This is a genomic window from Mycobacterium sp. (genome assembly GCF_025965855.1).
Taxonomy (GTDB): domain Bacteria; phylum Actinomycetota; class Actinomycetes; order Mycobacteriales; family Mycobacteriaceae; genus Mycobacterium.
The window spans coordinates 1-13,148 of record NZ_JAOPWB010000192.1; the positions used below are offsets into that span (position 1 = coordinate 1).

Sequence of the window (13,148 nt, forward strand, 5' to 3'; positions counted from 1 at the left end):
GCCGACTACTGACCTGGCACAGTCCGGCACACAACACGAAATTGGAGGATCAACTGATGGTGCGACTGGCTGGCAAGGTCGCCGTGATCACCGGCGGCAACAGCGGTATCGGGTTGGCGACCGCACGGAGGTTCGTCGACGAAGGCGCCCGCGTCTTCATCATGGGCCGCCGCCGAAGCGAGCTGGATAAGGCCAAAGCGATGATCGGCGACGGCCTGAGGACCGTCGCCGGCGACGTCACCAACAGCGCCGACCTGGACAAGTTGTTCGCGACTGTCCTCGACAAAGAGGGTGGCTTGGACATCCTGGTGGCGAATTCGGCCCGGGTGGAGGCCGAAATGCTGGGCAAGATCACCGAGGAGAAGTTCGATGCCACCTTCAACCTCAACGCCCGCGCAACGCTGTTCACGGTGCAAAAGGCACTGCCGCTGATCCGCGCCGGCGGCTCGGTCATTCTGATCGGCTCGACCTCAGGCCACATGGGCGTTGCCGGTTACAGCGCCTACAGCGCCACCAAGGCCGCGCTGCGGTCCTATACCCGAACCTGGACCCGCGAGTTCAACGATCGCGTCATCCGGTTCAACACGTTGAGCCCGGGCCCGATCGACACTCCGATGTTGGACCGTCAGCCCGACAAGGCACAGTTCGCCGCGGCGGTACCACTCAACCGGTTGGGCCGCCCCGAAGAGATCGCAGCCGCTGCACTGTTTTTGGCCTCCGATGACAGCAGCTTCGTGGCCGGCGTCGAACTGAGCGTCGATGGTGGCATGGCACAGGTCTAACCACCGCGCGAGCCTGTCGACCTCGAGTACCCCTGCGGTGAAACAGCTTTCGTCCGAAACACGTCGCTCGACGATTTCCCCCGGAATCGTCGGCACAGAACAAATCTAGATAGGAGCGAATATGGTTGCGGTTCCCGCCGGCTACGACGATCTGCTTGAACGCCCGCTGTACGGGCATTTGGCGACGACCCGGCCCGACGGTTCGGTGCAAGTGAGTCCCATGTGGTTCGACTGGGACGGCGAGCTGCTGCGGTTCGCGCATACCACCAAGCGGCAGAAGTACCGCAATGTACAACGCAACCCGCGGATTGCCATGTCGATCTCGGATCCCGACAATCCGTACCGCTATCTGGAAGTGCGCGGCGACGTCGAGCGCATCTTGCCCGATCCGGCGGCGAGCTTCTTTCGGCGTATCGCCAACCGCTACAGCGGCGACGAACCTCCGCCCGACGCCCCGCCCCGGGGCGAGGTTCCCTCCGACGCCCCGGACTGGGTGGTCACATGGTGCGCCCGACCGGGTTCAGCAAGCATTAATACGGCGAGCACACCAATGCCAACACCAAACATCGACCTTGGCCGATTCGGCGTCTTTACCTGGGACCCAGGCAGCAGTTTCCTCGACCTCGGACTGGCAGTCAGCCCCGAGCAGGCCCAGGAAATCGACCGCCTCGGCTACGGAACGCTATGGGTTACTGGATCGCCGGCCGCCGAATTGTCGTTCGCCGAGCCGCTTTTGGAGCCCACCACCGCGCTAAAGGTTGCCACCGGCATCGTCAACATCTGGACGGCGGACGCCAAAACCGTCGCCGAGTCGTTCCACCGCATCAATACCGCCCACCCCGGCCGGTTCGTGCTCGGCATCGGGGCGGGCCATCCCGAGCACACCGAGCAATATCGCAAGCCCTACGACGCGCTGGTCGACTACCTCGACGAGCTAGACGAATATGGCGTGCCGGCCAATCAGCGTGTGCTCGCCGCGCTCGGGCCGCGCGTGCTGAGGCTGGCCGCTGGACGCACCGCCGGGGCGCACCCGTACAACACCACACCCGAACACACCGCACAGGCCCGCGAAATCATCGGGCCGGATGCGCTGCTGGCACCCGAGCACAAAGTGCTGCCGGTCGCCGACGCCGAGAAGGCTCTCGCGGTCGGCCGCAAGGTTCTGAACACGTACAACTACCTCAACCTCACGAACTACGTGAACAACTTCAAGCGGCTGGGTTTCACCGACGCCGACCTCGCCCCGCCCGGCAGCGACAAGTTCATCGAAGCCCTGGTCGCCTACGGCACCCCCGACGACATCGCCAAGCGCCTTGGCGAGCATTTCCGGGCCGGGGCCAACCACGTCGTGATGCAAGTGCTCGGCGGGCCTGACCAGCTGTTGCCGACGCTGACCGAACTGGCTGGGCCGCTTGGCCTGAAGGCGAGGCCCGCGTGAAGCGCGACGTTGACACCGTGCTGATCTACCCGGCGGTGCTGGGTTAAGTCTTTTTGGTGGCCCTTCAGGCGGGAGTTTGTCTCGGCCTCGCGGTCATAGCGGCCTGCGTCGTGGTGGTACTGGCGGCGCTGAAAAACCGAGAGATAGAAGCGAATACGTCACCCGCCGCATACCGCGTCAGCGGGGCCGAAGGGCGCGCCGATCAGTCCGTCGCGAATGGACTGAGAGCAGACGGGATTCCGACTTGACGAGGCAAGCGAGTGCTATCCAGCGACGATCAGAGAAGTCGTCGAGAGTGACCGCACTTCCGCGTCCGTCTAAGCATCGGAACGGGTTCCATATCGCCTCCAGTCCGATAGCCGAGTCACGGTTAATGGGTCCCAGCAAAGGCGTCGATCGTGTTTGTCGCGCTGACTGGCTGCGTCGATCGGTTGTTGAAGCGACCAATGACTCGCCGAACATCGTGGGTCGTCGGACAATGACTCCCCGCGTGCGTGCACCCCACGATGGGGGAGCACAACGAGCAACCAACCAACCAAGAAAGACCACCATGTCAGTGCAAAGCAAACTTCATCAAAAGGCGGCTGAACATCACGAGCACGCCGCACGGCACCATCGTGAAGCCGCCAAGTTTCAGGAGGCGAAAGATATTCTGGCGGCGGCAGATCAAGCGCATCTGGCACATGACCATCAGGGCCATGCCATCCGGTTTGCGGCGGAGGCTGCGCGAGAGTACGTGTCGGCGCGCCACAGTCGCTAGCCGCATCGCTGCGAAGCGATGACACGCGTTCGGTTGTTGCGGGCACATCGTCGACCCGTCGTGGGCGTTTACGTGGGCCACTAGCATTCCATGCCAGACAGAGAAGTGCTGTGGCAGAGGTCATTTCGTGACTTTAAGCGACGGATTCCTTGATTACAACGCGCTGCCTGGCCGCGGTGTCGGTCGGGCCTCCCGAAGGACGGCTCGGCTGACGCGGTGTGGTTCAGTCGCTGTTTCTTCACGGTCGACCAATTTTCAGACGGCCGGCGGCGTCCAGCGCTGGTTTCGCCCCGGACGTTAGGTGTCGATAAAGCAAGTGGCGTACCTGTACGGCGAAAATACTCCCTGCGCAAACCAGTCACTCTGTACAGGCAGCACATACAAGTTTCGTCCTATTTGTGGGTCGTCAAAGTGCAGTGCTCGGTGCGCGTAGTTGTGCAAACCCACGCCGGACCAGTCAACGATCATATCAGTGTCGTGCCGCCATTTGGACTGGACAACAAGCTGATTCGCCGACCGCCGATGGTCTTCGGTGTCACTCCGTCGTCGGCCGGATCAGCAACACCAGTCGGAATTTGCCCATCTGAATCTGGTCGCCGTTGGTCAGCACCGCCCAATCGATCGGCTGGCGGTTGACGTAGGTGCCATTGAGACTGCCCATGTCGAAGACCTGCAATTCACTCTGTTCTAAACGGAATTCAGCGTGGCGCCGGCTGACGGTCACGTCGTCGAGGAAGATGTTGCTACGTGGATCGCGGCCCACGGTCGTGACCGCCTGATGCAGCGGGAACCGCGAACCGGCATCGGGGCCGCGGCTAACGACGAGCATCGCGGGGCTGGTCCATTCGACGTCCACTGCGCCTTCGACGATGTTTTCTCGAAACGTCTGGTTGTCCTCGGTCTGGGTCACGCGTTGTTCCTTCCGGACTGTTCTGGCGGTGTCGCTTGGATCGTGCGTTCCGCGAGTTGACGTCTCGCATCGGGCAACCACACCCGCGGCTACCACGTAAGTCCATCCTGACGTCGGCGGGCGCGGCCGTCGCTATGGCGTGAGACAACGTGGCCGGGCCGCCGGTGTAGCGGCGAACACACTTGGCCAATTCGGGATCCTTCGACGGGAGGTCGTTTGTCTTCAGATCTATCGCCGAAACAATGTATTTCACATCCGCAGACCCGATTGGTTTCACCAGCGGCGCTCCGCAGATCGCCGCTGCCGCCGTGGCGTTCCCACCAAACCGGTACAACCAGGAAGACGTGGCACGCGAGCTCACCGTGTTCGCCGAACCGGGGTTCATGCGCTTCGGCCAAAGGAAGCAGTCCAACCGTCGATTGAGCGGCTCGGCAGCACGCTCGCCGTCGGGGTAATCAGACTCGAGGAATTGCACGGCGAGGGCATCAATGTCGCTGTCGACTACATTCGGCGAATTGCCCCCAACTGCCGTCATGCAGGTCCCATCTCGCTTGACGGTTCGCCGACATCGCGTATCGATGAGTTTCACGTGAGCGCCGCCGAATCCGGAACAGGATCACCCGGTGAGGCGCAGCCCGTAACGGGTTATCGCGCCCGCTAAGTCAATCGTCGGTTTGCGGCCGCCACGCGTCATCGTCCGGCGATACACGATCTTCGACAAGTGGCTAGTCACCAACACAACGCTGGCCGAATCGGCCTAGGGCACAGCGCGCGTCGAAGATCGCTCTTGGGCAGGGTGGCGTCGGCGTTGTGCTCCACACGTTTCCGTCGTCGCGGGAATCGTGTGCATGTCTCGGGTTTTCGGTACCGGACGTGGTCTGCCCTATCGCCCAGCCGATGCCGGGAAAAGTGCGGGTCCGTAAGGGCGTTGTCCGCGGGGACAGCGTCGCGACGTAGATGTTGTGTCACGACACGTCGTGATTGTTCACGGCCTAGAGCACTGTTGATTCACAGCCGCCGTGGAGGGTTTGGCGGAGCTCTCTCAATCGAAGATATAAGGAGTTCTCATGAGCGAGACCGGTCGTCAGGCCACCACGACATCCGCTGGTCCAGTGGGTGATTTCTTCCAGGACGCCGTCTCCAAGACCCGGCTATGGTGGCTGCTGTTGGTCACCGGTGCCGCCTGGATCGTGCTTTCCATCGTGATCCTGCGCTTCGACTACACCACGGTCGCGGCGGTGGCCGTGCTGTTCGGCGCGTACTGCCTGGTCGCCGCCGTCAACGAGATCATGATCGGGGCGGTGTCCTCGTCCACTGGCTGGCGCATTGCGCACGTGCTGCTCGCGGCATTGCTCATCGTGGTCGGTGTGGTGTCCTTCATGAATCTCGGCGCCACTTTCGTCACACTGGCCGCCATCATCAGCTTCTACTTCATCTTCCGCGGCTCCTTCGACATCGTCATGGCCTTCGCGGGCGGCGCGGTATCCGGGTGGTGGGTGCTCTTGATCTGCGGAGTCATTGAGCTGGCGTTGGGGTTCTGGGCGGCGGGGTCGTGGAACGTCTCCGTGGTGGTCTTGGTGGCGTGGGTCGCAGCCGGGGCGCTGGTGCACGGCATCGGCGAGATCGCCCTAGCCTTCTCGATCCACAAAGGGCGACGCGGTGTCACAGCCGCGCAAGGGCTGGCCGATCGACTGGGGGTCACCAACAACCACCCAGCACCCGACGCGGCCGTTCCGAGTAGCTGACCGGTCTGTCTCACCGAGGGAGTGGTCATGCCAAGCGTCGGATACGGCCACAGATGGTGGGTTCTAGGCGCATGCGGGCGCAATCCGCTAGTGCGTGGCGTCGACCGCCTCGAGCTGTTGATTATTGCGCTGGGAATCTTGGTCGCGGTGTTCAGCGCCGCCTGTGCGGGGGCGCTGGGTACGGCAGTGCATGATGCGCGCAGCCACGTATACGTCGCGGAGGCTCAGACCCGCCATGCGGTGACGGCCAGAGCCACGGACGACAGTGTGTTCGTTCCGGGCATCGACGATAACGCGGCGGCCAGGGTGAACGCCCGATGGCAAGCCAATGACACTGAACACACCGGCAGCTTCAACTGGGATCACGCCGTCAAAACCGGTGATCCGCTGACGATTTGGGTGGACCCTAACGGCGATCGCGTCGATGCGCCTGCGCCGACGTCGCAGGCCGGCGTGGAAGCGGTCGGTGTCGCCTACGGGGCGTGGCAAACGGTGGTGTTTGTGGTGGCCGTACTGGTCTGCGCGGAACGCTCACGCCTTGACCGTCGGCGTGATTCGGCCTGGGAGCGCGACATCCGCTGCCTCATCGACGACGACGGCGGGCGGACAAACCCTAAACCATGACCGCTCGGCCAGAGCGGTCAGTCGCGCTTCCGTTCGCATTCCGACGGTGCAACGACGCCGTTGTATCTCAATTCCCACTGACCGGCCACCACTTCGCTCGAATTATTGGCGCACGCCGATTCCGCGGCTCACGATGCGTCACGCGAGTTTGATGTCACAACCCAGGTCCGTCTGTCCCGGGTGTACCCACCGACATCGGCTGTGGGGCGGACTTGTTGGCGACAACATCGACAGGCGTTGCGGCCCATCGGACGATGAAGTCATCACACGCAATCGCCGGACTCCAGGCGACTGCTTCACATCGAAGGCAGACAGGATTGTAATGATGGCGGCTCCACAAATTCCAAATGCATATCCGGACCTGATCACCGTGCTGGTGTTGGTCGGTCTTCCCGCGGGTCCTGTCCACCGTGAGCTGAGCCGCCACGCGATCGACAGCTCACCCGACGGGATCATGGTGAACGTGGTCGACGACCTTGGCCGCCTGCCCCGCTACAACGACACGTTGGAAACCCACGGGACCCCGGACGCGGTCGTGGCCTTGCGCATGGCCGCTACTGAGGCTGATGCGGTGCTCGTCGTCACGAGCTACCACGGCCGACTTCCCGCGATTGCAAATAGGGCAATCGACTGGCTGACGCGTCGGTGGCGCGGCGCTTCACTGCATGACAAGCCGCTTGCCGTCATCGGCGCAACCGCTGGGTGCTACAGCGGCGTCTGGTCGCGTCAAATCAACGACACCCAGGGAGTTTTGGGCCCCCGGGTGATCGAGCCACTAACGGTGCCGACTTTGCGCGAAGCGGTCAAAAAGCTCGCAGACGAAGTGCACGGAGGCAGCACTGCAGCAGCGGGTTGACCATGAGACCGCGTGACACAGTTCCTCCCCGGCAGGCCAGCACAACCGGCTCGTCGAGGGCCTTGATCTGTGCTGCGTCCGGCGCCAAGCCTGTGGGTGCGCACCGTTTCCCGTTCTGACGGTATCTGGCGACACCGTTGTGGCTGAGATGTTGTTCTCCCACACATCGGCTCGGCGGGTTTCACGGACAAGAATCGGATCAACGAATTCCGGTATCGGCGATCGGGGACTCAGCATGCTCACACAGGTCGAAAACACCTCGGCGGGTGGCGCGCGGGGCGTGAGGCAATCGGCTCGTATGGCCATCGTGGTCGGTGCGCTTGGTGTCGTGTTCGGCGACATCGGCACCAGCCCGATCTACACCGTCCAGACGATCTTCAATCCGGACGACCCCCACCCTGTGCCGATCACCACGGACAACGTCTACGGAGTCGTGTCGTTGATCTTCTGGTCGGTGATGATCATCGTGACGCTGACCTATGTCACGCTGGTGATGCACGCCGACAACGACGGCGAGGGCGGCATCATGGCGCTCATCGCGCTCGTGCGTCGGTGGGGTGCGCGAAGCGGTCGCATCGCGGTGGTGCTGGCGACGCTGGGCGTGTTCGGTGCCGCCTTGTTCTGCGGTGACAGCATGATCACGCCGGCGATTTCGGTACTCTCCGCGGTGGAGGGCTTGAAGGTGACCGATCCAGGGCTGCAGGGGTGGGTCATCCCGATCACCGCGATCATCATCGTTGCGTTGTTCGCGATGCAGCGCCGCGGAACCGATGCCGTGGGACGCCTTTTCGGGCCGGTGATGATCGGCTGGTTTGTCGCAATCGGCGCCTGCGGGGTCTACGGCATCCTGGACCATCCGCAGATACTGGCCGCGCTTTCCCCGGTGTACGCGGTGAAGTTCATGGTGGGCAACTTCGGTACGGCGTTCTTCTCGTTGGCCGGGGTGGTGCTTGCAGTCACCGGCGCGGAGGCGCTCTACGCCGACATGGGCCACTTCGGGCGCAAGGCGATCACCGGCGCCTGGCTGTTCGTGGTCCTGCCGGCAGTGGCCCTCAACTACTTCGGCCAAGGCGCGTTGGTGATTGCCAACAAGGCCACCACGAGTGCATCGTTCTTTCTGCTCACCCCTGGCTGGGCGCGACTGCCCATGGTGCTGTTGGCGACCGCCGCGACGGTCATCGCGTCGCAGGCGGTGATCACGGGGGCTTTTTCGCTAGCCTCGCAGGCCGTCGAGCTCGGTTACCTCCCGCGGCTACGGGTGGTGCACACGTCCGCGTCGAGGATCGGTCAGGTCTACATGCCATGGATCAACGGCCTGCTGATGGCGGCCGTGCTGATCCTGGTGTTCGCGTTCCGCAGCTCGGCGGCACTGGCTTATGCCTACGGAATGGCTGTGACCGGAACGATCACGATCACGACGCTGCTCTACCTCTACATCGCGCGCAAACGATGGCGGGCGCCGATGTGGCTCATCCTTGGCGGCGGCGGCGCACTATTGTCTGTTGATTTGCTGTTCTTCGCCGCGAACCTGACGAAGATCGTCCACGGTGCATGGCTGCCGCTGCTGATCGCCGTGATGGTGTTCACGATCATGACGAGCTGGCAGATCGGCAGCACGATCGTGACCCGCAAACGTGAGACCGCAGAGGGGCCACTGCAGGCGTTCGTCGATCAATTATCAAGGCACCGTGGGCTACTGCGCGTCCCAGGCACGGCGGTCTTCCTCAAACGCGGCGGCAAGACCGCGCCGTTGGCACTGCGCGCAAACGTCGAAAACAACCATGTTCTTCACGAGCACGTGGTGATCGTGACGATCGAAACGAGGCCAATCCCGCGGGTCAGCGATTCTGACCGCATCGATATCGACCCGCTCGGCGACCCTCACGACGGAATCATCTACGTGACCGCACGTTTCGGGTACATGGAGACGCCTGACGTGCGCCACGCGTTACATCTGCTCGAGGCGACGAAAACCGAGGGATGGATCGCGATCGATGACGCCTCGTTTTTCTTGTCGAAGATCGAACTGACGAATGGCAGGGAGCCGACCATGCCCGCATGGCGTAAGAATCTCTTCATCGCCACGTCCAGGCTGAGCACCGACGCCACCGAGCACTTCCGCTTGCCCCCAGACCGGACCCTCATCGTAGGGTCACGGATCGAAGTTTGACATTACTTCGATGTCCCGAAAACCAACCAAGACATCCCGTTCGAACCCGGATCAGCTCAACCCCGCCTCACCATGGATGGTGCCGGCACGATCGGTCGGAGAAGGCTTTTACACCCACGTTCGGAACCACAGCGCCCCAAGATGGGTTCAATGGTGAGTGAAAACCGACGCGCCGCCCGCGCCGAGACGATGGCCCGCTCGACAAAGCTTGCTGCCGATCGTTGTCACCGCCCATATCGACGTGTTCGGAGACCCGCGCGAGGATGGAATGGCTTGGCGTAGAAGTCAAATAGTGCGCTCAGCTCGGAATCCGACTGATTACTTGGAGTGAAAGCACATGGTCAGTTCACAAAAGCAGACATCGCGACATCCATCCGGCGAGACACCCATGGTGGGTCGGCTGTTCCTTCTCGACCTCAGCGACAACCGCATCGTGACGCTCAATTCGGACGGCTCGGGGCGCAAGGTCATCGTCACCGATTGCAGACTCCCCGATGGCATCGCGGTCGATGTCGCGGCGGGACATATCTACTGGACCAACATGGGCAACCCCAAGGCGAACGACGGCTCCATCGAGCGGGCCGACCTTGATGGGCGGAATCGAACGTCGATCGTTCCCCGGGGCTGCACGTTCACGCCCAAGCAGATCCAGCTCGAAAAGAAGAGCCGAAAGCTGTACTGGTGCGACCGCGAGGGCATGCGTGTGATGCGCGCCGATCTCGACGGCTCCGACATCGAGACCCTCGTGGACACAAGCCAGGGCGACTCCCGACCGGGGCCGGACGCATCGAGGTGGTGTGTGGGCGTGGCCGTTGATCTCGATGGCGGAAAGGTCTACTGGACGCAAAAAGGGCCGGACAACGCCGGCAAGGGTCGCCTTTGCCGCGCCGGCATCGAGGTCCCCGCAGGACAGACGACGTCCAATCGAACAGATATCGAAGTTCTGTACGACGGGCTTCCCGAGCCGATCGATCTGGACCTCGACCTCAACAACCGGGTCATGTATTGGACCGACCGCGGCGACCCGCCGCGCGGCACCACCGTGAATCGCGCCCCGATGGATTCGGACGCGAACGGCCGGCCCGCGCCCGAGATCGTGTTCACGCACTTGATGGAGGGAATCGGTATCGCCCTGGATCTGAAGGGCGACCGAATGTTCATCACCGATTTCGGCGGCAATGTCCTTTCGGCCAACCTCGATGGCTCGGACGAGAAGGCCCTGCTCGTCGCTCAAGGAAACCTGACCGGCATCGCCTACACCGAATCTTCGTGAAAGGGAGACAACATCATGTCATTCGAAAAACCAATTCGTCGTGTTGCAGTGGTCGGGACGGGAGTCATCGGTGCCAGCTGGGCGGCTCAGTATTTGGCGCGCGGGTTCGACGTCGTTGCGACCGACCCCGCTCCAAACGCCGAGGCCAACTTGCGCAAGTACGTCGACGCGGCTTGGGGACAGCTCGAAGAAATCGGCCTGTCGCCCAGCGCATCCCGCGATCGCTTGAGCTTCACCAAAGACATGGAGCAGGCGCTTGCGAAGGCCGACTTCGTCCAGGAGAACGGTCCCGAGCGACCTGACTTCAAAATCAGGTTGTTCACGGAAATGGATGAAGCCACGCCCCTCGATTCGATCATCGCGTCGAGTTCGTCGGGGATAACGCCAAGCGTGATGCAATCGGCCTGCAAGCACCCGGAGCGGGTCATCGTTGGCCATCCGTTCAATCCGCCCCACATCGTGCCACTTGTGGAAGTAGTGGGCGGGACCAAGACATCGCCCGACGCCATCGAGCAAGCGATGCGCTTCTATGCGTCGATCGGCAAGAAGCCCATTCGTCTACGCAAGGAACTGCCCGGACACGTGGCCAACCGGCTCCAGGCCGCACTCTATCGGGAGATTCTCCACCTCGTCGAACAAGACGTGCTGAGCGTCGAGGAAACCGACATCGCCGTTTCCTACGGACCCGGACTTCGGTGGGGTGTGATGGGCCAAAGCCTGCAATGGCATGTAGGCGGAGGGGCGGGTGGTATCAAGCACTTCATGGAGCAGCTCATGGACCCGCTTGCGGCAATGATGCAGACACTCGGAAACCCCCAGGTCACGCCCGAACTCAAGCAGACCATCGTTGACGGTGTCATGCGCGAAGCCGACGGGCGCCCCGTCGAAGAGCTCGCTCGAGAAGAGAACGAGGTGATAATCGGGCTGCTTCGGCTGCGAGCGAACGGCGTGAGCGCCACCCTGGCGGCGACGAAATCCGTTGGCGCATAGGGGAACGGTCTAAGCAAGCGCATCACGCAATCGCGAGTCGAAATGGAAGAGGCATGACTACCGTAATCAAACCTGACCTTAGTCAAGAGGGGTGCGGAAATTCTCAGTTGACCGCGGCGCTCGAATCGGCACTCAACAATCCGGCACAGTCAGCCGGCTACGATCTGCTGGCGAACACAAACGATGTACTGGGCGACATCGGACTGACTGCCGCGGACTGCGGAGGACGCCTGTCGTTCTACGGGCAGGACCCGATCCTTCCCAGCCCCCATCGGTTTGGTGCAATGGCCGCGATCGGCCTGGCCGCGAAGTCTGTCGCCGCGGCAGCCCTATGGCGGGAGAGAACCGGAGAAGCACAGGACATCCACGGTGACGTCCGCAAAGCGCTTCGACGGTTCTGCGGTTTCTTTGACGGGAAATGGGAAACAATGAACGGACGCCCGCCCGCGATGGGCGGATTCGCGGGCAACCCGTTCCTCGAGATCCCGCTCTTCCGCAAGACACGAGATGGGCGCTACGTGGTCGCGTTGGATTTCTATCCCCGATCGAAGACGGACACGCTCAAGTTCCTCAGGTGCACCGATAGCCTCGCGTCCATCGAGAATGCCATATTGCAATGGCGCGCCGACGATTTGGAGGCGGCGGCGGCAGAAGAAGGTCTCGTGCTCGCGATGGTGCGAACCACCGAAGAGTTTCTCACTGAGCCGCAATACACCGAAATCCTCTCCACAATGCCCTTGATCACGGTGGAAAAGATCGGCGACTGCGAGCCCATGCCGTTCAACACCGACGGACAGAATCCGTTGGACGGCATTCGCGCGCTCGGCATGGGGCATGTGATTGCGGGAGGCGCGATGGGACGCGATCTCGCCATGTACGGCGCGGACGTCCTTAACATCTGGCGGCCCAACGCCACCGAGCTCGAGGCCTTCGCCTGGGATGTGCAGGTGGGGATGCGCTCGACCATCCTGGATGGCTCCGAGGCAGATCGCGCCAAGTTCGACGACCTGCTCAGGAACGCCGACGTCTTCTTCGCCAACAAGCGCCCCGGTTATTTGGAGCGAAACGGTCTTTCTGCCGAAGAGTTGTGCGCGAAGAAACCCGGACTTATCCACGCCAAGGTGATCCTGCATGGCGACACAGGGCCATGGTCGAACCGCCCCGGCTTCGACGAGATCGGCGCAGCCGTATCGGGTGTCTTCTGTATCGAAGGGACACCTACTTTCCCCAAATCGCCTGCGATTGTCCCCATTTGCGACAACGTGGTGGGTTGGCTCGGGACCGTCGGCGTACTCGAAGCGTTGCGCAGGCGCGCGACGGAGGGCGGCAGCTATCGGGTCGTGGTGTCTTTGACCCGAACCGTGCTGTGGCTGCTTTCTCTTGGCATCTTCGGCAAGGAATACGCCGCGGCGAGGGCTGGATCGAGCGACGAGCACATGTATGTCGCGCCCGATTTGTTTACCGCAGAAACTCCGCTCGGTACCTACCAGGGAATGACCGACCAGGTGGTCATGTCGCGCACGAAAGAGTCATACCGAACGGTGTTGGTGCCGCACGGGTCATCGAAGCCGCAATGGCTGGGATCTGACAGGAGTTGATC

Annotated in this window: 11 protein-coding genes and 1 pseudogene; 10 read left to right on the top strand and 2 right to left on the bottom strand. The window is 62.4% G+C overall.

Going from position 1 to position 13,148, the window contains the following annotated elements:
* The first annotated feature begins 56 nt into the window (after positions 1-56).
* The 3 genes and pseudogenes from JWP83_RS16205 (at position 57) to JWP83_RS16215 (ending at position 2,220) form a co-directional block, all read left to right on the top strand.
* Entirely contained in the window at positions 57-782 is a 726-nt protein-coding gene (locus tag JWP83_RS16205) for an SDR family oxidoreductase (RefSeq protein ID WP_297731762.1), read from the top strand.
* 121 nt (positions 783-903) lie between these two features.
* A pseudogene (locus tag JWP83_RS16210) lies at positions 904-1,221 on the top strand (PPOX class F420-dependent oxidoreductase); the annotation flags it as partial.
* 111 nt (positions 1,222-1,332) lie between these two features.
* A complete protein-coding gene (locus JWP83_RS16215; RefSeq protein ID WP_297731875.1) occupies positions 1,333-2,220 on the top strand; it encodes an LLM class F420-dependent oxidoreductase in 888 nt (295 codons plus the stop codon).
* Positions 2,221-2,773: 553 nt separating this feature from the next.
* On the opposite strand, the gene JWP83_RS16220 is transcribed toward JWP83_RS16215, so the two are convergent.
* Positions 2,774-2,920 (bottom strand): hypothetical protein, encoded by a 147-nt coding sequence (locus JWP83_RS16220; protein ID WP_297731763.1) that lies wholly within the window; start codon positions 2,918-2,920, stop codon positions 2,774-2,776.
* 595 nt (positions 2,921-3,515) lie between these two features.
* Positions 3,516-3,890: an FHA domain-containing protein gene (locus tag JWP83_RS16225; RefSeq protein ID WP_367185647.1), complete on the bottom strand. Its 375-nt coding sequence runs from the start codon at positions 3,888-3,890 to the stop codon at positions 3,516-3,518.
* 1,067 nt (positions 3,891-4,957) lie between these two features.
* On the opposite strand from JWP83_RS16225, the gene JWP83_RS16230 reads away from it, so the two are divergent.
* From JWP83_RS16230 to JWP83_RS16260, 7 genes are all read left to right on the top strand, one after another.
* Positions 4,958-5,635, top strand: coding sequence for an HdeD family acid-resistance protein (locus tag JWP83_RS16230; protein ID WP_297731764.1), 678 nt, complete (start codon positions 4,958-4,960; stop codon positions 5,633-5,635).
* A 138-nt stretch (positions 5,636-5,773) separates the two neighbouring features.
* A complete protein-coding gene (locus JWP83_RS16235; protein ID WP_297731765.1) occupies positions 5,774-6,259 on the top strand; it encodes a hypothetical protein in 486 nt (161 codons plus the stop codon).
* Between the two features lie 325 nt (positions 6,260-6,584).
* Positions 6,585-7,115 (top strand): NAD(P)H-dependent oxidoreductase, encoded by a 531-nt coding sequence (locus tag JWP83_RS16240; RefSeq protein WP_297731766.1) that lies wholly within the window; start codon positions 6,585-6,587, stop codon positions 7,113-7,115.
* Positions 7,116-7,350: 235 nt separating this feature from the next.
* Positions 7,351-9,285, top strand: a complete 1,935-nt coding sequence (locus JWP83_RS16245) for a potassium transporter Kup (protein ID WP_297731767.1) — start codon at positions 7,351-7,353, stop codon at positions 9,283-9,285.
* 388 nt (positions 9,286-9,673) lie between these two features.
* The gene (locus JWP83_RS16250; RefSeq protein ID WP_297731768.1) at positions 9,674-10,558 is read left to right on the top strand and encodes a 3-hydroxyacyl-CoA dehydrogenase; all 885 of its coding nucleotides are present in this window, start codon (positions 9,674-9,676) and stop codon (positions 10,556-10,558) included.
* 15 nt (positions 10,559-10,573) lie between these two features.
* Positions 10,574-11,548: a 3-hydroxyacyl-CoA dehydrogenase NAD-binding domain-containing protein gene (locus JWP83_RS16255; RefSeq protein ID WP_297731770.1), complete on the top strand. Its 975-nt coding sequence runs from the start codon at positions 10,574-10,576 to the stop codon at positions 11,546-11,548.
* 107 nt (positions 11,549-11,655) lie between these two features.
* Positions 11,656-13,146 carry a CoA transferase gene (locus JWP83_RS16260; RefSeq protein ID WP_297731772.1) on the top strand — a complete coding sequence of 497 codons (1,491 nt, stop codon included), beginning with the start codon at positions 11,656-11,658 and terminating at the stop codon, positions 13,144-13,146.
* Positions 13,147-13,148: the final 2 nt, after the last annotated feature.

Coding starts and splice junctions, on each gene's coding strand:
- JWP83_RS16205 (WP_297731762.1), top strand. CDS start 57: ATGGTGCGACTGGCTGGCAAGGTCGCCGTGATCACCGGCGGCAACAGC.
- JWP83_RS16215 (WP_297731875.1), top strand. CDS start 1,333: ATGCCAACACCAAACATCGACCTTGGCCGATTCGGCGTCTTTACCTGG.
- JWP83_RS16220 (WP_297731763.1), bottom strand. CDS start 2,920: ATGGCCCTGATGGTCATGTGCCAGATGCGCTTGATCTGCCGCCGCCAG.
- JWP83_RS16230 (WP_297731764.1), top strand. CDS start 4,958: ATGAGCGAGACCGGTCGTCAGGCCACCACGACATCCGCTGGTCCAGTG.
- JWP83_RS16240 (WP_297731766.1), top strand. CDS start 6,585: ATGGCGGCTCCACAAATTCCAAATGCATATCCGGACCTGATCACCGTG.
- JWP83_RS16245 (WP_297731767.1), top strand. CDS start 7,351: ATGCTCACACAGGTCGAAAACACCTCGGCGGGTGGCGCGCGGGGCGTG.
- JWP83_RS16250 (WP_297731768.1), top strand. CDS start 9,674: ATGGTGGGTCGGCTGTTCCTTCTCGACCTCAGCGACAACCGCATCGTG.
- JWP83_RS16255 (WP_297731770.1), top strand. CDS start 10,574: ATGTCATTCGAAAAACCAATTCGTCGTGTTGCAGTGGTCGGGACGGGA.